This window comes from Streptomyces sp. NPDC091972, assembly GCF_044756385.1.
Taxonomy (GTDB): domain Bacteria; phylum Actinomycetota; class Actinomycetes; order Streptomycetales; family Streptomycetaceae; genus Streptomyces.
This window is the reverse complement of sequence record NZ_JBIVSV010000002.1, coordinates 670297-688894: the sequence shown is the minus strand read 5'-3', so window position 1 is coordinate 688894 and position 18598 is coordinate 670297. Positions and strand designations below refer to the sequence as shown.

General features: G+C 69.3%; 13 protein-coding genes. 5 read left to right on the top strand and 8 right to left on the bottom strand.

The genetic code is table 11. The features are described from left to right. Positions 1-5 precede the first annotated feature (5 nt). Positions 6-308, bottom strand: coding sequence for a hypothetical protein (locus ACIQJT_RS08335; protein WP_402641018.1), 303 nt, complete (start codon positions 306-308; stop codon positions 6-8). Between the two features lie 154 nt (positions 309-462). Here ACIQJT_RS08335 and ACIQJT_RS08330 point away from each other — a divergent pair, with 154 nt between their 5' ends. From ACIQJT_RS08330 to ACIQJT_RS08320, 3 genes are all read left to right on the top strand, one after another. Beyond that, entirely contained in the window at positions 463-888 is a 426-nt protein-coding gene (locus ACIQJT_RS08330) for an Hsp20/alpha crystallin family protein (RefSeq protein ID WP_053852989.1), read from the top strand. Positions 889-982: 94 nt separating this feature from the next. Then, positions 983-1417 (top strand): DUF2267 domain-containing protein, encoded by a 435-nt coding sequence (locus tag ACIQJT_RS08325; RefSeq protein WP_402641013.1) that lies wholly within the window; start codon positions 983-985, stop codon positions 1415-1417. Positions 1418-1656: 239 nt separating this feature from the next. After that, on the top strand, positions 1657-2211 hold the full coding sequence (locus tag ACIQJT_RS08320) for an HAD domain-containing protein (protein WP_365449804.1): 555 nt from the start codon (positions 1657-1659) through the stop codon (positions 2209-2211). Positions 2212-2226: 15 nt separating this feature from the next. Here ACIQJT_RS08320 and ACIQJT_RS08315 read toward each other — a convergent pair whose 3' ends face one another. After that, positions 2227-2643 carry an SsgA family sporulation/cell division regulator gene (locus tag ACIQJT_RS08315; protein ID WP_365449806.1) on the bottom strand — a complete coding sequence of 139 codons (417 nt, stop codon included), beginning with the start codon at positions 2641-2643 and terminating at the stop codon, positions 2227-2229. 206 nt (positions 2644-2849) lie between these two features. Between ACIQJT_RS08315 and ACIQJT_RS08310 the strand changes: the two genes are divergently transcribed. Both ACIQJT_RS08310 and ACIQJT_RS08305 read left to right on the top strand, forming a co-directional pair. Continuing rightward, complete coding sequence (locus tag ACIQJT_RS08310; RefSeq protein WP_402641008.1) at positions 2850-4400, top strand: sigma-70 family RNA polymerase sigma factor; 1551 nt, start codon at positions 2850-2852, stop codon at positions 4398-4400. Between the two features lie 10 nt (positions 4401-4410). Then, positions 4411-5208: an SAM-dependent methyltransferase gene (locus ACIQJT_RS08305; RefSeq protein WP_402641005.1), complete on the top strand. Its 798-nt coding sequence runs from the start codon at positions 4411-4413 to the stop codon at positions 5206-5208. Positions 5209-5212: 4 nt separating this feature from the next. On the opposite strand, the gene ACIQJT_RS08300 is transcribed toward ACIQJT_RS08305, so the two are convergent. The 6 genes from ACIQJT_RS08300 to ACIQJT_RS08275 form a co-directional block, all read right to left on the bottom strand. Then, positions 5213-5515, bottom strand: coding sequence for a zinc-ribbon domain-containing protein (locus tag ACIQJT_RS08300; protein ID WP_365449812.1), 303 nt, complete (start codon positions 5513-5515; stop codon positions 5213-5215). Positions 5516-5587: 72 nt separating this feature from the next. Continuing rightward, positions 5588-6586 carry a BtrH N-terminal domain-containing protein gene (locus tag ACIQJT_RS08295; protein WP_402641002.1) on the bottom strand — a complete coding sequence of 333 codons (999 nt, stop codon included), beginning with the start codon at positions 6584-6586 and terminating at the stop codon, positions 5588-5590. Positions 6587-6812: 226 nt separating this feature from the next. Further along, positions 6813-8678 carry a DrmB family protein gene (gene drmB, locus ACIQJT_RS08290; RefSeq protein ID WP_402640999.1) on the bottom strand — a complete coding sequence of 622 codons (1866 nt, stop codon included), beginning with the start codon at positions 8676-8678 and terminating at the stop codon, positions 6813-6815. Further along, positions 8675-11929, bottom strand: a complete 3255-nt coding sequence (locus tag ACIQJT_RS08285; RefSeq protein WP_402640996.1) for a helicase-related protein — start codon at positions 11927-11929, stop codon at positions 8675-8677. Before ACIQJT_RS08285 ends, drmB begins: the two co-directional genes overlap by 4 nt. Next, entirely contained in the window at positions 11926-13830 is a 1905-nt protein-coding gene (locus ACIQJT_RS08280; protein ID WP_402640992.1) for a UvrD-helicase domain-containing protein, read from the bottom strand. The genes ACIQJT_RS08285 and ACIQJT_RS08280 overlap by 4 nt, the downstream gene beginning before the upstream one ends. Beyond that, complete coding sequence (locus ACIQJT_RS08275) at positions 13827-18587, bottom strand: DEAD/DEAH box helicase (RefSeq protein WP_402640989.1); 4761 nt, start codon at positions 18585-18587, stop codon at positions 13827-13829. The genes ACIQJT_RS08280 and ACIQJT_RS08275 overlap by 4 nt, the downstream gene beginning before the upstream one ends. Between the last annotated feature and the right edge of the window lie 11 nt (positions 18588-18598).

Here is an 18598-nt window from a genome sequence, read left to right as displayed (position 1 = left end):
GTCCCTCAGGCGTTGCGGTCCGCCACTGCCCAGGACGCCAGGGCCACCGCGCCCGCCGCGCTGAAGACCGCGGGCCAGGCGCCCATCTTCCTGGCCAGCGGGTGGGACCCGGCGAAGGCGGCCACGTACGCGGCGGACAGTGCCCCGGCCGCCCTGCCGCCGGCCCGCTCCCGCCACTGCTGGGCCGCCGCGGCCCCGGCGACGGCCAGTACCGCCCCGCCGAGCTGCCGCTTCTTCGTCCAGCGGGCCACGCCGTACCCGCCGACGAGACCGCCCGCCGCGAGCAGCGCGCTGGGAACCTTCGCCATGTCTGCCTCCTCCTGACGCTTGGGTCGAGGCTAACTCCGAACCCGGTCCGGAACCGGACCTGAGTCGGGGCTTGTCAAGTTTCCTGGCTCCGAGCTATATAAGAAGGCGTAGGGCATCGCACCCGGACAGTCTGTGGAAAGGAGATGGACTGTGATGCTCATGCGTACCGACCCCTTCCGTGAGTTCGACCGCCTCACGCAGCAGGTTTTCGGTTCCACCGCCCGTCCCGCCGCGATGGCGATGGACGCGTACCGGTCGGGGGACGACTTCGTCGTCCACTTCGACCTCCCCGGCGTCGACCCCGAGACGATCGACCTGGACGTCGAACGCAACGTCCTGAACGTCCGCGCCGAGCGCCGCGTCCCCGCCCCCGAGGGCGCGGAGATGATCGTCGCGGAGCGCCCCACCGGCTCCTTCACCCGGCAGCTCTTCCTCGGCGACACCCTCGACACGGAACGCATCGACGCCTCCTACGACTCCGGCGTCCTCACCCTGCGCATCCCCGTGGCCGAACAGGCCAAGCCGCGCCGCATCCAGATCACGGGCGGCGACAGCGGCCGCAAGCAGATCAGCCGCTGACCGCGGCGGCCGAAGAACGTACAAGGCAGTCGCGCCCCCGCGGGCCCGGCCGGTCCGCCCGCGGGGCGCAACGACCCCCCCAGGAGACCCGTACATGAGCGCACTCAGCGCGGAACGAGCGACCAGAACGACACGGTGGAGCGACCTCGTCGACGCCGTGCGGGATGCCGGACAGTACGCCACCACGGCGGAGGCGGAAGAGGTCGTCCGCGTCGTCCTCTCCGCCCTCGGCGACCATGTCACCGGCGACGAACGTGTCGACCTGGCCCGGGCCCTGCCCGAGGAGGCCGCCAGGCTTGTCGCCTCCCGGATCCCGCTCAACAGGCCCTTGACGGCACCGGAGTTCGTGGACGCCGTGGCCGCCCGCATCGAGGGCGCTACGCCGGCGACGGCCCGCTGGGACGTCAGCTCGGTCCTGAGCGTGCTGCCGAGGCTGGTGGGCGACGAGCTCGTCGATCGGCTGCTCTCCCAACTGCCCTCCGGCTACGCGCTGTTGTTCGGCAAGGCGGAACTGGCCCCCGCGGCCTGACCCGCACCCAGGGGTTCCCGCCCTCGCGTGCCCGGGCGACGGCCATGCACGGCCGGCGGCGGCGAGGGCGGAGCCCAGGGCGAGGGGACCGACGTGGCTCACCGAGTGGCGCGAAACGGCTGGCGCGGGCGGCGCGGGCGGGCGAGTCTTCCCTCACGCACGCAACCGGGGTGAGGGGGAAGGACGTTGCGGTACGAACGCACGCGGGCCGGCCGGGAACGACGCCCACGCGGGGAATCATGAGCGGCGCCGGCGGCACCGGCCGCGCCCTCCTCTACCTCGACGTCGACGGGCCCCTCAACCCCTACGCCGCCAAGCCCGAACGCCGCCCCGAGGGCTACACCACCCACCGCATGAAGCCCGAGGGCTGGATCGCCCAGCACCCCGGCCTGCCCGCGTCCGCGGTACGGCCCCTGCGGGTCTGGCTCAACCCCGGCCACGGACCCGCGCTGCTGGCCCTGACCGACCGCTACGACCTCGTCTGGGCGACCACGTGGCGCCAGGAGGCGAACACCCACATCGCCCCCGTGCTCGGCCTCCCCGACCTCCCCGTCGTCGACTGGCCCACGCCCCCCGCCCCCGGCCCCGACGGCACCTTCTGGAAGACCCGCCACCTCGTCGCCCATGCCCGTGGCCGCCCCTTCGCCTGGCTCGACGACGAACTCGACGACCGGGACCGCCGGTTCGTGACAGCGCACCACGACGGCCCGGCCCTGCTGCACCGGGTCGACCCCCGACTCGGCCTGCGGGACGCGGACTTCGCCGAACTCGCGGCTTTCGCCGACCGTCTGTGACAGCGGGCTGCCGCGTCACACCTCGTCGAGCAGCGCCGCGAGGCCGTGGTCGAGGTCGGGGCCCAGGTCCTCGGTGCCGGGCGCGACGACGTCGTAGGAGCGCAGCAGGAAGCGGCGGAGGGTGGCCGTGCCGAAGCGGATCACGGCGAGGCCGAGCGGCGAGTGGAACTCGATGACGGTCCGGGCCCAGCCGCACGGCCGTATCCGCACGTCCCCCTCCCCGGCGGGGGCCTCAAGACCCTCCTCCAGCAGGGCCCGCCCGAACATCCAGGTCACGCCCTCGCCGTCGGCCGAGATGTGGGCGGGGAAGTCGATGTGCACGGCGAACGGCTCGGCGGAGTCGTAGCGCAGCGTAGGGCGCAGCGGGAGTTCGGGGTGGTCGGGGGTGATCAGACGGGCGCGGACGCTCTGTCGCAGGCTGGTGAGGCGCATGGGTGACGGTCTCCGTCTCGGGCGGGGCGCTGGGCTCGGTGCTGTGGGGTCCATTGCTTGTCGAGTGGCCGGAGTACCGCTTGGTTACGCCCCGACAGCGCCCTGTGATCTGAATCACCAGCGGAACTGCATGCTTGAAAGTTGTGTCATCTACGCTGACCCGACCCTTCCGCGCCCCCACCCGCCGGGAACTGGAGCGTTCCTGCATGATCGAGCAACCGGCCAGAGTGCCCGCCCGGACGTCCCCCGCCACGACCGCCGCCTACGTGCGGATCTACGAGGAGCAGCAGCCGCGCCTCGTCGCGTACGCCCGCTCGCTCACCCGTAACACCTGGGCGGCCGAGGACCTGGTCGCCGAGGCGCACTTCCGGGTGTGGCGGCGACTGTCCGCGGGGCACGAGATCGACAACGTCCCGGCGTACCTCATGACGACCGTCCGGCACCTCGCCTCCTCCGCCGCCGGCGCCGCGCACGAGACCCCCCGGGACCCGCAGGTCCCTGAGCAGGCGTCGGCCGGCCACGCGGCGGACCCGGCCGAACAGGTCTCCGCCACCGACCTGTTGGTCCGTGTCCTCGGCGAACTGCCCGAACGCTGGGTGCGGGCCCTGTGGCTCGCCGAGGCCGAGGGCCAGCCGCTGGAGACGGTCGGCCGGCAGATCGGCGCCAAGCAGGGCGCGACGGCCGTACTGCTGCACCGGGCCCGCGAGGGCATGCGCCAGGCGTTCCTGCGCTCGCAGACCGAGGCGCCCGACGATCCCGCGTGCGAGGTCCACTGGGCCCGCATGCCGGCCTACGTCCGCGGCAGCGCCACCGCGCGCCAGTCCGAGCGCCTCCTCGCCCACGTCGACACCTGCGAGGGGTGCCGCGGACGCCTCGCCGTCCTGATGCGCGCCAACGACCGGCTGCCCGCGCTCGTCGGTCCCGCCCTGCTGGTCCTTGCGGTGGGCGGCGGCGGGGGGCGGTTCCTCGCGTCGCTGACGGCGGGCTCGGCCGGGTCGGCGGGGTCCGCGTTCGTGCACGGCGGCCAGGGTCTCCTCCGTACGGCCCGTGCGGCGGGCCCCCGGACCAAGGCCGCCCTCGCCTCCGGCACGGCGGCCGCGGCGGCGGTCGCCGTCGTACTGACCCTCGGCCTGAACGAGTCCCCCACGACGGTGACCGCACCGGAGAGGGCGCCGGTGGCGCGGGGGCCGGTCGCGGGGCCGTCGGTGGGGGTGGGGGAGGGGTCGGGGGAAGGTTCGTCGGTGGGGGATGGGCGGGATGGGCGCCGGGGCCGGGGGTTGGGCCTTGACCGGGGTGAGGCTGTCGGGGTGGTGGTCATCGGCGCCGGGAGCGCCGGGGATGCCGGCGGTGCCTCGGAGGTGCCGGATCCGGGTCCCGGTCCGCTGCGGCCGGCCCCCGAGGTTCCCGGCCCCGGGCCCGACCCGGTGGACCCCGCTCCAAGGGACCCCGCCCCGAGGGGCGAGGACCCGGAGCCGCCCGGGGAGCCGATGCCGGCTCCGCCGAAGGAACAGCAGCCCGAGCCGGAGCCGGAGCCGGGGGCGGAGAAACCGAAGCCCGGCACGCCGGGGGAGGAGACCCCCGTACCGAAGCCGAAGCCGGACCCGAAGCCGCCGGCCCCCGCCGAACCGTCTGACCCCGCCCCCGGCGACGACTGCGGACGCCCTTACCCCCATCCTCACCCCCATCCTCACCCTGGAACTTCCGTGCCCAGAAAGGGAGTTGGAACGGAAAAGGAAAGGCCGAAGCAAGGGAAGTAAGGGGAACCCCGTGAGAGAGCACGGTTTCCGCGCCGACGAGATCGACACCAGCCGACCGCACCCCGCCCGGATCTACGACTACCTGCTCGGCGGCGAGGACAACTACGAGGTCGACCGCCGGGCCGGCGAACAGCTCGTCGCGTCGGCCCCGGAGGCGCGGATCGGCGTACGGGCCAACCGGGCCTTCCTGCGCCGGGCCGTCCGCCACGTCGTCGGCACCGGCGTCCGCCAGCTCCTGGACATCGGCACCGGCCTGCCCACCTCACCGAACGTCCACGAGACGGCCCGCGAGGCGGCCCCGGACGTCCGCGTCGCCTACGTCGACAACGACCCGCTCGTGCACACCCACACCGGCGCCCTGCTCGCCGGGGACGACACGACGGGCATCGTCCTGGCCGACCTGCGCGACCCGCGGGCGATCCTGGACGACCCCGGCGTACGGGCCGTCGTCGACTTCGACGAACCGGTGGCCCTGCTCCTGGTCGCCGTCCTGCACTTCCTGACGGACGCCGACAGACCCCGGGAGATCATCGCCACGCTCCGCGACGCCCTGGCACCCGGAAGCCACCTGATCCTGTCCCACGCCACCGGCGACTTCGCCGACCGCAGCGGGGCGGCGGCCGTCTACAGCAAGGCCACGGCCTCCATGAACCTGCGCGGCCGTACCGAGATCGAGAGCTTCTTCGACGGCTTCGAGCTGATCGACCCGGGCGTGGTCCAGGTCCCGTTCTGGCGCCCGGACACGCCCCCGCCGCCCCGCTCGCACGAGATCGGCTTCTACGGCGGGGTGGCCCGCAAGCCCGACTGAGACCTCAGCTCTGGTACGGCTGCTGCGGGGCCTGACCGCCGTACACCTGACCCCCCTGCCCGCCGCCGGCGGCGGCCTGCGCCTGAAGGTGCTCCGCCTCCTGCGCGCTCAGCTTGTTCTCCGCACCGCAGAAGGTGCACTGCGTGGCGTACTTGGTGGAGATCGGGAACAGCGGCACGAAGAACAGCGTGAACTTCGTGACGCGCTTGCGCAGGGTGTGCGCGGCCGGGTTCCCGCACCGTCCGCACACCAGGGTGAGTATCGCGAGCTGGTACAGGTACCCCTTGGTGCCGAAGAGGATGAACATGGTGCCGCCTTCCGGGATCGGTGCTTGAGAGGCAGTATCCCCGCACCGGGTGCCCGCTCCGAGGACTGCGCTTCAGGATGCCTCGCTGTCCAGCCGGCTCAGGGCCCGCATGGCCTCGCGCTCGATCCGTGCCAGCTCGAGGAGGGCGGCGCCCGCCTGGGCGAGGTGCTCCTCCTCGCCCGACTCACCGGCCTCGGCGATCAGCGCCGCGACCCGCGTCCACAGGGCGGCCGCCTCGGCGTACAACCGGTGCCCGGTGCGCAGATGACCGCTGTCGACGATCTCGGAGCACTCCGCGAGGAAGTCCCGGTAGAGATTCCGGAACAGCGCACCCCCTGTACCGCCCCTCTCCATCAGCAGGGCGGCCTGCGGCAGATCCCGCGCGGGGTCGTCACTCCGCCGAAGCCATGTGCGTACGGCCTTCCCGGCCTTGTCGATGCCGCGGTGCCCCAGGTTGGCGATGGGCGGTTCGAGGAAGGCGCGGGCGCAGCCGGTGACGGCGGGAACGATCCGTGTGTGCGCGGCGGGCAGCTCCGGCGGCACGGTGACCGTGAACGACCGGTGCCTGGCGGCCATGGGGCCCCGCGCCGCCCGAGCCTCGGCGAGACTGTCCAGACTGGTCGTGACGGCACCACCCTGCTGCTCGGTGTCGACGAGGTGGGCGACTTCGTCGTCATAGCCGTACAGGGCGACGATGTGCCCCCCGAAGTGCACCTTCGCCGTGAAGTAGTCCAGGTGGTAACTGTCGAGCTGAAGCCCGACGGGCCGGCCGCCCTCGACGGCGGCCACGACATCGGCCCACGCCTTGCGCGGCGAGGTCGTCTCCCGCACCTCAAGCCCGAGCCCCATCACCTCAGCCAGGTTCCTGCTGAGCTCGAACGGCTTCACCCGCCCCCCGAGGAACGGGAACCCCATGTTCTTGCTGTCCCAGTAGACGAAGGACAGCCCCCGCCCCAGCCCGAAGAGCATGGGCTCGGAGAGATCGATCCCCTGCTGCCGGAGCAGCACACCGAGGGCGGTGGTCTCGCAGTGGTGCAGGCCGCGGGGGGTGATGCCCTTCACGATGGTCACGCGATGTCTCCTTCATGGGGGTGGCCGCTGCATAGGGCCGAAGTGCGTGATGCGGATACACGTCTCAGCCGAGGCTCCTGAGAGCCGCACCGGTATACCGATTCCACCGCCGGCAAGCGTGGCCCGCACTCCCCGTACAGCGGCGGCGGTCGAGTGCGTCCAGGTGCCGGCCGAGGTGTTGCGGGCGGAGAAGCCTCGAGACCGGCGCCGAACGGCCGGGCGGAGGTCAGCGGTCCAGTGATCGCGCGAAGTACCCCACCTCAGAATCCTCGGGGGTTCCGACGAGCAGCGCGCGGTCCAGCAGGATGTTGTTGTGCTCGCAGCTCGTCTCCGGGAGCATCACGCAGGCGTGGCAGGCGGCCAGGTTGGTTCCGCCGGTCCCGGACGCCTCGGTCTCCATGCAGAGCGGGTCGGAGGAACACCACTCGGCGCGGCGGACGGCCGAACGGATCGTACGGTCGAGAAGTTCTGGTTCGCCCTGCGCGACAAGCCCACCCAGACTGCCTGCCGAGTCGCTCGTGGCCGTGTAGACAAGCACTCCGGCCATGTCGTCGGTGGCATACAGGCGTTCGCGCAGGGCCGCCGCCGGGTATCCCGCCTCCAGGCTCCACTCGTTGATGAGGATGTGAGCCACGGTGTGCAACAGGACCATGCGAGGCGTTGCCGGGGAGGGGACGACTCGACTGGGATCACCGGCCCGCTGCTCCAGTACCCGTTGATGAGCGGAGCGCATCCGCTCGATGCGCCTCGCCACGGCCGGCGCCTTTTCCCATGCGCCCAGCCGATGCTCGTCCAGGCGAAGGAAGACTCCCTCCCCCCGCACCTCCATGGCCGGGAGCCAGCGCAAAGAGGAGCCGGTGAGTGGCATCTCCTTGGAATCGGTCGTCGAGTCGGGGTCGGCGAGCCGGGTGAACGCCTTCAGAGCACGGACCTCGCGGAGCTTCTTGACCAGCATGGGGCCGGTCACGCCCAAAGGCTGGAGCAGACTTTGGTCACCCAAGGGGGTTTCGCAGACGAATTGCTCGTTGCGTGAGTGCTCGCTCTCATCGTTGCCGGAGATCAGACGTTCGTATTCCTTGTTGCGGAGGGCACGGTAGCGATGGTCGAAGGTGGGGGTCTCCGTGCCGTCTGGATCCTCCTCACGCTCGGCTTCGAGCAGCGCCATCACCTCGTCCGGCGTGACAGGGCACTCGCCCTTGAAGACCCCTTTGAGATAGATCTCGACGTGCTCACGCCTGTCGTACTGCCGGAGCGCGTCCCAGTGTTCGGCGAGAGGATCCGAGCGGCTGTCGCTCCACGGGGGAATCGAAAGCGCCGACTTCAGCACCGGTTGCCACACCGCCGACGAACCGCGCTGGAGCGTGCGCAGGGGGAGTCCGCACTCCTCGGCGGAGGAGGACGTGCCGAGCCAGGGGCGGGTACCTCGGCATCTGAGCCCCAGGTCCTTGAGGGCGGTCCTGCGGAACGACCCCTCCATCGAGACCTCGGGGGCCTGTCCGCAGGTGCAGGAGACGAGGATGGAACGGAGGGAAGACGTATGCCCGGACGTACGCAGGTTGAGCTTCCCCCCGCACTGTCCCACTGCGGCAGCGCCTCGATCGGTGGATCGGTGCACCCACTGCCAATAGGGGAACTCGTCGAGGTGCCCTGCCTCGCAGGCCACGACGAACCGGGACGGCACCAGCTCGACCTCGCACGTGCCGCAGACGCTTCGACCGGCAGGCGGGTTGAAGTCACGGTGCCGCTGCAGTTCATTGCACTCGGGGCAGGAGTGCATCAGAGGAAAGCGCCGGACCCGCAGCCCGTCCTTGCTGTTGTCGTCGGAGGCGGGGGGCAGGCGGAAATAGTCGACGTCGAGCAGTCGAGCCAGGCGTCGTTCGTGGATCTTCGGGGCTTCGTCGAGGCTCCAACTCTCGTCGGCCCTGTCCAATCCCGAGACGATGAACGACTCGTGGTCGACGGCGATGAGCGAACCGACACCGTATGTGGTGATCGCCTGGGCGCGGCGGACCGCCCCGCGCCGCGGGAGGTTGTGGGCGGGGGTGGCGCCTGTCGCGCCGGCCCGACGACGGCGGGCGGGGGGCGGGGTCATCGGGTTCCCTCCATGAACAGGGCGGACTCGGCATCGACATCGCGCAGGCTCCAGAGCGTGGACCAGGCATCGGCGGCCAGGGATTCGTCGTCGTAGGCCTTCAGGAGCGAGGGGGCGCGACTGCCTCGGCGGGGTTCGAAGAGCAGGCCGCTGTTGATGTCGGCCTCTTCGCACCACCAGTCGACGAACTCGTCGAAAGCGCGGGAAACCGCTTCGGTCTCCTCCGGGCTGACGGCGTCCACACGATCCAGAAGCACAGACTTGATGCGGCCTCGGAGCGTGCTTTCGTAGGAATCGACCTTGCCCGCGCCCTCATTGGGACGGGCCTCACGGATCAGGATGCGGGCGAGAGCGACGATCACTGCATGCAGGCCCCGCTCGCGGGCGCGGGCCGAGAACGGTGTGACGGAGGTGGACTCGACCTCGCGATACAGGGCAGAGTGGAAGTGCTGGAAGCTCTCGTAGTGGGAACGGTCCCTGGAGCGTGCCGAGTTGAGCATGACAGCGACCAGACCGGGATGGGCGCGGCCGACTCGGCTGGTGGCCTGGATGTACTCGGCGGTGGTCTGCGGCTGACCCATCACGGCCATGAGACCGAGGCGGTCCACGTCCACACCCACCGCGATCATGTTGGTGGCCAGAAGGACATCGACAGCGTCCTCGTCGGGGAACCGCTTCTCGATGCTCTTGAGACGGGTGGGGATCTCACTGGCGTCGATGCGACTTGTCAGCTCCGAGTAGTTGGTGACCGAGCGGGCCGTCCCACCCTCTCGTTCGGCCAGTACCTCCAGGTAGGCCACGACGTCGTCGTGGACCTGGAGTTCGGCTGCCGAGAGCAGACGGAGGCTGTTGAAGTATCCGACGAGACTCCAATAGGCGTCACGCACTTCGTCCTCGGTGACCGCCTGCTTGGCACGGTGCAGCAAGGTGGCGTAGGTGCGGATCAGCAGGGTCGACTGGCTGGTGCCGGGAGCCAGGAGTCCGACGTAACGACGGCTCGCCTTGTCCTCGCGCGGTGTCTCCACAGCGAACCAGGAGTCACGAGAGTCCAGACCGGCGGGCGGGAACTGCCGTACTCCACGGGCGAAAAGGTGGCGTCCCTGGTCGGCGGCGCGGCGGATCGTCGCCGTGGAGGCGATCACTTTGGGTCGGCCGGCGAGCGCATCGACGGCGGTCTCGTACAGTCCGGTGAGGGTGCCCAAGGGTCCCGAGATCAGGTGGAGTTCGTCCTGGACGATCAGCTCCGGGGGCGGGGTCGTGCCGTCCAGGTCGTCGAGGTTGAACAGCGCGGAGGTCGCCGGACGCCAAGGCATCGAGGCGAACTTGTCGACGGTGGCGATGACCAGGGTGGGACGCGCGTCGTACACCGCTTCGTCGATCAGGTGGACGGGCAGGCCGTCGGCGAAGTCGCAGCCCGAGCCGGGGCAGCGGACATGCATGCGTTTGGCGGTCTCGTCGACCTCGTAGTTCCGTGCGTCGAGACTTGTGCCGCACCAGGGGCAGGCGTGCAGTTGGACGGGATTCTCGGTGGCGAGGCGCTTGTCGAGATTCGCGCGCAGTTCGGCGAGCCTCACACTTGCCTCGGCCAGAGTATTGGGGGTGGCTGAACGGCCTACCCACATGCCGACGGAGAACTCCTCGCGACCCAACTCGGGCGTGTGGCGCCGCATCCGCTCCATGGCGCAGAGCAGGATGGCTGCTCGCTCGAACTGCTGGAGCGTGAGCAGTCGCAGCGTGTAGCGCATGAGAACGGTGACGCCGCCCCCGTCCGTACCCCGGCGGATGCGGCGCAGGAACGACGTGAGGGCGATCAGTCCGAGGTACGCCTCTGTCTTGCCACCGCCGGTCGGGAACCACAGCAGATCGGAGACCTTTCGGTCCTGATGCTCGGGTTCGTCGATACCTGCCAGACAGAGCAACATGAACGCGATCTGGAAGGGGCGCCAGCGACCGGCGGCCGGGTCGGGGGCACCGGCACGTCCGTTCTTCACCCAGGCGCTGCGGGCGCGCTGGTCCGCCATGGCGTGATTGGCCAGGCGGAACGCCCTCATCAGGTCCGGTTTGCTCCGCAGCAGTCCTATGCCCTCACGGATCCGATCGAGTGCTTCGCGACAGGCCGCCACCTGGTCGCGGGCGGGTTTCTCATGGGCACTTCCCTTCAAGGCGTCCGACTCAACTGCCTTGCGGTCGATCCAGCGTCCATATCCCGTGGCGAGTTCCTCCAGAGCTTGCAGGATCTCGGTGGCCGGCCTCTCCGCCAACCCGAGCATCGACAGGGCCGAGCTGTCGATCTCCGGATTGGAGTCGGTGAGCAGAACCTCCACGCTGGGAACGAACTCGCTCCGCACCTCGGGGACGGCTGCCCGGACCGTGTCTGTCATGCCGATCGGCGGCGGCGTCCAGTCCCATGAGGCGGAGCAGCCGTGCCCGACGGCGAAGGTCGGGGCATGCCGATGCAGCAGTCGACTCGTGGCGATCTCCGGATCGTGGGCGGCAGACGGGGCGGGACGTTCGACGAAAGCTGTGGACCCGTTGGCTGCCCTGACCGTCAGGCCGCATTGGAACAGGGAGAAGGCGTCCTGAAGGTCTCTTTCGGCGACCTTCTGGGTGTTGATCAGTGTGACCGTGATCGTGACGGTGCCGGCAACCGGGTCGGGACGCCGGACATTGACGTGCAGAGCGGCTTCCTGGCTGAGTTGGATCGGTTCCTTCGGTGCCGGTTCGGTCACGGAGAGGGGCAGGTCCGGGAGATCGAGTTCCCGGCGTCGCCACTGCTCTCGCTGGTCGGCGGTGCTTCGAGCCTCCGCGCGCCGCGGGGGTACGGGCCTGCCGTCTGCGTCGGTGGGCTCGTAGACGGCGGCGCGTGCCGACACCAGGATCGTGTCGCTTATGCCCGGGTCGACCGCGAACGTCAGGCCCATGGAGGAAGGACGACGGTCACTCGTGGTGCCGACGTCCTGTGCGTAGCCGGAGTCCTCGATGTCGTCGTGGGCAAGGACGGGGGCGACGTCCAAGCCCTCCTGCTCGGCGTGGTCCTCGTCCTTCCGCTGTTTCGCCGCCTTGTCCGCGGCTCGCGGATACAGAACGCCGGAAAGGTACCGTTCGATCGGTGCGTCCTGGGAGAGGACCTCGTCCCTGTCGTCCTGCGCCGCGTCGGGAGCAGGGCCGAGCAACTCACGGCGGAGCCCAGCCAGAAGTTCCTCGTCCCGGACTCGGTAGTGCTCGGAGTGTCGGCTTGTTGCGTCTGTCATGCGCGCTGCTCCTCACCGTCGGTGGTCCGGCGGTACCTTCCGATGCCGGTGATTTTGGGGGCGATCCACACGCCGCGATCACCGAGACCGGCGTTCCTGCCGGCGGCCACGCTGCCTGTCACGGTCTCCAGGACGTCGATCCGCAGTCCGTGGATCTCGTCAGGCCACCACGGGTCCCATGTACGGTTCACCTTCTGCACCAGGAACAGCCCTTCACGGAACCGTTCCGACACTTCACCGATCTTCCTCCCGTTGTGCATCAGGGCGTACGGTGGGCTCTGGAACTCGCCCACAGGCAGGTCGTGGCGCTTGCGCAGCAGGACTTCCTCCCCGGAACCGACCTGTTCGACGAGATACGCCTGAGTCGCCACGGCGTCGCTGTCGTGCCCCGGCGGGTTGTCCCGGCACACGTCGCCGGCCCCGACGACGACACCGAACCTGTCGTAGGCTCGCCAACCACCCACGTAAAGACGGCCGTTCTTCCTGCCCCCGGTTCTCCGGAACATCGGCAGCTCGGGGGAGTTCACGTGGTACAGGTCCTGGCGGGCCCGTGTCATGGCCACATACAGTGCGCGGGCCTCGGCGGGGAGGTCCAACTCTTCCTTGTACTGCTTGCGGAGATCGGTGACGGTGGGCGGTGTCAGGACGATCACCCGATCGAACTCCAAGCCCTTGGCCCGATGCACGGTGGAGACGACGATCCGCGTCGTTTCCGGATCGGCCGCCTCGTCGGGGAACCCGCCGGCCACGATCGAGCGGCGCAGCCCTTCGAGATCGAGCACATTGCGCGCGGCCGAGCGGGTGGCCCGGCGCAGCACTGTCCACAACGTGCTCGCATCGGGCTCGTACGGCAGGGGGATCTCCCCGAGCAATGACCGGAACCGGTCCTCCGTGAGACCGGTCGCTTCCGTACGGCGCAACAGTTCGCCGACCCAGTACGGCACCGGCCGCTCTTCCAGAGGACGACGCAGCCGGTGCTCCACCGAGTGCTCGTGGAGGAGATCGGAGATCACCAGGGCTTGTCGGTTGTCGCGAGTGAGGACGGCGCAGGTCTCGGAGAGGTTCCGCAGCCCGTCCAAGGTGAGCGGATCGGTGAGATCGCCCAGCCCGTTGGTCGGGTTCAGGAGCAGATCGCGCAGTTCCTCGTAGAGTTCGGTGGCCTGATCCGCGTCGGTGACCTGTTGGAGCCGGGAACCGTACGCGAGCGCGATCCGGGCCTCGGGAGTCACCGCACGGAAGTTCTGGGAGAGGTGCAGCTCCACCAGGTCGTCCGGGTAGGAGCAGCGCAGCCAGTCGAAGAACCGGCCGGTCTCGTCGGCTCGCTCGTCAGGGTCCTCGATCTGGAAGCCGTAGACCGACTGAGCTGCGTCACCGACCACGGTGAACCCGCAGGTGTCCTGGTAGCGGTCGAGCAGAGACTCCACGAGTTCGCGGCGGCTGCCCAACAGGTCCTGCACCTCGTCGATCACCACATGGGCGGGCGGAACGGCGTCGCCGGCCTCCAACGCCCCCTTCTCGATCGCCTGGGCCGCGGCGGTGATGCGCTCGTCGAAGCCCACCGTGCTCCACTCTCCGTCGGGCCGCGCCTGAAGGAGCACGCCGTACGCCCAGGCATCGAACGTCTGGGCGCGCACCCGACGTGCCCGCTCTCCGTGCCGGGCGATCCGCTCGCGCAGTTCGCGGGCAGCGGCCCGGGAGAAGGTGAGCACGAGGATCTCCGCCGCCTCCAAGGCCTCGTCGGGATCATCATGGCCGCACAGTGCGTCGAGCCGGCGCACCAGCGTGTGGGTCTTTCCCGCTCCGGCGCCCGCGGTGACCAGTACGCGCGCGTCCCAGGGCTGCTCGACCACGGCCCGCTGCTCGTCGGTGAGTGGAGGGCTGTCGAGGTAGGCGTCGGTCACTTACGGCTCCAGAGGTGCTCGAACTGGGTGAAGGCGAGCTGGGTGTGGAAGTTCGCGATGTTGTCACTGACGTTGAGGATCAGACAGGTGTCCTTGCCGCCGTTCTTGGGACCACGCAGGCCCCGACCGATCATCTGCTGGTAGACGTTGTGGCTGAAGACGGGGCGGGCCACCACCACGGCACGTGTGGCGGGCGCGTCGAACCCCTGGGTCAGGACACCGTAGTTGGTGAGCACCCGGATGCGTCCGTTGCGGAACTTCTCGATGCGGGTACGTCGGTCCTGCGCACTTGTCGTCGAGTCCACCGCGGCGGCCGATACGCCCCGGTCGTTGAGCATGGCCGCGAGGTATTTGGCGTGGTCGACCGAGGTGGCGAAGAGCAACGTCGGCCAGTCGTCCGGCAGGTCGGCCACCGAGTCGACGATGCGCATGCTGCGCGCGTGGTCGTCGGCGAGTCGCTGCTCGGCGGAACGGGAGAGCGTCGCCATGCGATCGGCGTGTGTCTTCTCGTCCTGGGTCAGCTCGATCCGACCGCCTTCCAGGGTGCGGTGCTCGACCTGGGCGAGCATGCCCCAGTCCTGGAGGTCGCGATACGGATCACCTGAGGGGAAGACACCTTGGTCGAGTCGCTTGTTGCCGAAGCGGCTGACCAGCCGGCGCGTCTCGTCCTCGTTGGTGTTGCGGAACGGTGTGGCGGTCAGACCGAGCAGGTGCCGACCGGTCTCGTACTGGGTGAGGCCCAACGTGCCCAAGATGTCCGTGTAGCGCTTGGAGATGGCGGTGTGTGCCTCGTCCACGATCACCAGCGCGGCCTGGCGCAGCCAGGCGTACTGGTCGAGGCTTAGGCATCGCTCCAGTTTGGCGTCGGTGGCGATCACCAGGTGGGGCTGGTCGACGACGTTTCCGACCTCGTTGCTGCTCCACAACCGACTGATGGTGAGCGAGCGCTCGGCACCGACCTTGCTCCAGACGAACTTCCAGCTCTGGACGGCCTGCTCGCACAACTCCTCGGTCTGCGCGATCCACAGCAACGGACCCTTGAGGTCGCCGACCCGCTTCACCCAGCGGATCACGGCCTCGGCGGTGATCCGGGTCTTGCCTGCACCCGTAGGCAGGGACAGCATGCCGCGTTGGGGGGCCAACCGGTCGAGCATGGTGGAGATGTTCCGGACCAGGTCCTCCTGGTAGTCGTGGAGGCTCGGGAAGTCACGAGGGCCCTCGACGGTCTCGGAAGGAGGCGGCGACGGCGTCCGCGAACCGGCGAATGCGACAGGCAACCTCAGTTCCGAGACGAACGCGACGGCCGCCGACGAACCCCCGTACGCCACAGGTGCGTTGGGAAAACGCGCCTGGATGTCACGCGCGTGCTGCTGCAGTACCCCGTCACCGTGCGCGTTGAACGCCATCTGCGCGATCCGTCGTCCGGACGGCTCCTCGCCGTCGGTCATCTGGAGTTCGGCCTCCAGCAGACCCTCGGGGAGGCCCGTCCGAAGCGCGTCCGCACCGATCAGGAGCTCGATCTTGGACACTACGTCATCGGCCTCGCGTACGGCTTTCTGCGCGGCCCTCAGTTCGCTGTCCCGGGCCATGCGCTCCTGGTGCTCCAACACGGACCGGCAGCCCTCCGCACCGAGACCGAGACCGAGTTCGCGGTCGATCAGACGCAGCATCGGCTCGGGCTCCAGAGGCACGCGGACTTTCACTGTGCCGTCCTGGCGCACGGCGTCCAGAGGGGAGGCGTGTGTGCCGTTGGGTGTGCGGGTGACCTCCTCCAACTCGCTGCACCGCAGCACCATGGTGCTGCGGTTCCCGCTGTTCAGACGCTGACGGAGGGCGGGGAACAGCTCGACCAGGGCTACGGGATCGCCCTCCGGAACTTCACGTGTCTCCCGGCTGATCACGTCGGCGTAGCGGAGCATGCCCCACTTCTCGGCCATCAGCTCGGCGTCCTCGACGGTCGGTACGAGCAGCGCCGGGAGCTGCTCCGCTCGGAGGGCTCGATACTCGGCGGTACCAGCGGCGACAGTGATCTCGTCGTCGGGACGCGTGTCCCAGACGTCGCCGATCCGGCAACGCGTCAGTGAGTCCTCGGGGAAGTCGGCACCGAAGCGGGTCAGCATCACATAGGTGGCTCCGACGAAGGAGTCGTCCTCACTGCGGGACACCTCGCCGAGGAGCGCCTGCCAGCGGTCGGACGGGACTTCGTCGACGGTGGTGGGGAGCCGCAGCTTGCGGGCCTTCTCGGGAGAGATGTCGGCAACCGGTAGAACGTCACGGTAGGCGGCGAGTTGGGGGCCGACGGCCTCCTTCAGCGGCTTGAGCCCCTGCGAGGTGGCGACCGTGCCGTACTTCATCAGCATCCACCGGATCGGTGAGGCAACCGCGTGCCGGGTGCTGGTCTGCGCGCCGATCTGGCGGGTCCAGTTGTCCACCACGGCGTCGTCGGGCAGCACCCTCAGGAAGGCGGCTCGGGACTCCTCGGACAAGGCACGGAAGAGGTGGAGCGGACCACCGATCGCGGCACCCTCGACCTTCAGCCGGTTCAGGGTGGGTCGGGGGGCTCGGGAGTCCAGGCCACGAAGGTAGGCCGCATGAACGGCTTCCCGATACTCCTGGAACCAGGCTTCGTCCGCCTTGGGCTGCACCCCGCTCGCAGGGCGCTCCTCCAAGCCGACCTGGGAGAAGAAGGGAGTGTCGTCGGAGTGGAAGGACATGTCGACGGCGATGCTCGGGTCGCGCTGCGCATCGACCACGACACCCGGCAGCATGCAGTCCTCGATCGGCCGGAACCTTCCACCGGCCGTCCGTACGTGGAGCGTCGATCGGGGCGCGGGCACACGCTCCAGGACCTTGTGGGCCAGTCGACGAACCCCGGCCCGGCGGAACAACTCCCAGAACCGCTCCCAGTCCGAGTCGCTGTAGTGGTCGAAGCCCTGGTCGAGGACGCTGACGAACCGGCCCTCGACATCGGCCTCCCGGACACCGAGGACGTTGAGCGCGTGAGCCAGCGACGGGTCCTGGGCGAGGCTGTCCACCACGTACACCAGGGACTCCCGCAGTCCGCCCTCATCGGCGCGGCGGAAGACCTTGCCGTGGACGGGCGCGACGAGCCCATGCTCCTCGGTGAGGACGACGCGGGCCTTGCGGGCCTCATCGGCATACGGGGAGCGGCTCTCGACCATGTCCGCGAGGATCCGAACAGCCACCGACGACGACTCGACGGTACCGCTCTCCACCAGGGCCTCCAGCCACGAGCGCACGTCGGTCCGCTCGTGACCGGCCGCGTTGAGGACGTGCTCCACCTTGCCGGAGCGCAGCGTGTCGGCCTCGACGCTCGGGTGCAACCAGTTCGAGGGGCGTCCGGGGCACTCGTGCCACATCCGCAGCCAACCGGACAACTTCTTCGGATCCCCGAGCCTTGGGTGGATCCGCAGCTCGGTCGGAACACGCAGTACACCGTCCTGGTCGGGCAGCGAGGGATGGTCCGCCGTGCGGGCCCAGATCTCCCGGGTCAGGAACTCGTCGGCCCAACTGATCGCCTCCTTCACACGGCCGGGAAGCAGAGGAAGGTACGCGGCGGGGTCCTCGGCGGGGGCGAGATCAGGGAGGGAGTCGACCACCAAGGCCGCCGTCACTCTGATCATCTCCTGGTTGAAGGGGGAGGAGTCGAGAAGATTCTGCCGGTCCTCGTTGGTCTTCCACGCGCCGTTGACGATGCCGCTCAACGACATTTCGTACTTGGTCGGGAAGAAGGACCAGAACGTGCCACGGCCACGGGTCCGCGGGTTCACGTACAGGCCGGACTCCGGGTCCTTGCGGAGGGCGGGGACCGCCCAGGAGAGATCAAGGCAGAGGCGGTCGTGGAGTTCGCCTGCGTCCGCCCGGGCGGACGGCCCGGGCTCGTGCGAGATGGTGAACACCCGCCAGTCCTCGGAGACGCTGACCTTCCCCGTCCTCTCCTCCACCACGGTGTGCAGGTCACCGGATTTCCGTGACGTCAGGACTCGACGGGCCGGAGGCATGAGGCGACGGTCTTCGAGGACGACCTTCGCGACGTGCGGGGAGAAGAGCTGGAAGCCGGTGGGGAACTCGTCGCGGGGCAGACCATGATCCTTGGCACGCCCTCCGTGCATGTCCTTGCCCAGTCGGTCTGCCGCCCCGCGAAGCAGAGGCAGGCGGACGACCGTGGTGGCCCACGTCAGAAGCTCGTGCAGGACAGGGTCGCCGGCCCGCTCGGCCGCCATGTCGAGTGGCCGAGCCATACGCAGCACAGGTGCGTCGAATTCAGGGCCGTATCGCGCTGTGACATCGGAGATGGCACGGATCTGCTCGTATGACCAAGCGCGATCGAAACCGAAACTGCCGGTGCTGCTGAAGAATTCCGGGGCGTCGGTCACCACCAGAACCGATTTGACGCCGACCCCGAACCGCCCGATCTGGCCACCGCGCTTTCTCGACATGCTCATCCGTAGGATTGTCTCTGCGCCCTCAGGAGTAACCGGATCTCCCTCGTTCGCGCAGTAAAGGTGGGTCTCGGTGAGGACCACATGCACTTTTCCGCCGGGCTCGGAGGCAATCTCGTCGGCCGCATTCTGAACGAGCTCGAAAAGCTGTCGGTCGCCGTAGCCACCTTGAGTGATACGCCGTTCTCCATTGGCATGCTCGGCTACGAGACCGGGGTCGACAGAATAAGTCTGCAGGACACGGCTGGACTGTTCGAGAACGGTTTGAATCACAGAGGACGACGGCTTCGACATGTTTCCTGAAC

Bases quoted from the DNA above. Each gene is read 5' to 3' on its own strand.
- ACIQJT_RS08335 (WP_402641018.1), bottom strand. From the start codon at position 308: ATGGCGAAGGTTCCCAGCGCGCTGCTCGCGGCGGGCGGTCTCGTCGGC.
- ACIQJT_RS08330 (WP_053852989.1), top strand. From the start codon at position 463: ATGCTCATGCGTACCGACCCCTTCCGTGAGTTCGACCGCCTCACGCAG.
- ACIQJT_RS08325 (WP_402641013.1), top strand. From the start codon at position 983: ATGAGCGCACTCAGCGCGGAACGAGCGACCAGAACGACACGGTGGAGC.
- ACIQJT_RS08320 (WP_365449804.1), top strand. From the start codon at position 1,657: ATGAGCGGCGCCGGCGGCACCGGCCGCGCCCTCCTCTACCTCGACGTC.
- ACIQJT_RS08315 (WP_365449806.1), bottom strand. From the start codon at position 2,643: ATGCGCCTCACCAGCCTGCGACAGAGCGTCCGCGCCCGTCTGATCACC.
- ACIQJT_RS08310 (WP_402641008.1), top strand. From the start codon at position 2,850: ATGATCGAGCAACCGGCCAGAGTGCCCGCCCGGACGTCCCCCGCCACG.
- ACIQJT_RS08300 (WP_365449812.1), bottom strand. From the start codon at position 5,515: ATGTTCATCCTCTTCGGCACCAAGGGGTACCTGTACCAGCTCGCGATA.
- drmB (WP_402640999.1), bottom strand. From the start codon at position 8,678: ATGACCCCGCCCCCCGCCCGCCGTCGTCGGGCCGGCGCGACAGGCGCC.
- ACIQJT_RS08285 (WP_402640996.1), bottom strand. From the start codon at position 11,929: ATGACAGACGCAACAAGCCGACACTCCGAGCACTACCGAGTCCGGGAC.
- ACIQJT_RS08275 (WP_402640989.1), bottom strand. From the start codon at position 18,587: ATGTCGAAGCCGTCGTCCTCTGTGATTCAAACCGTTCTCGAACAGTCC.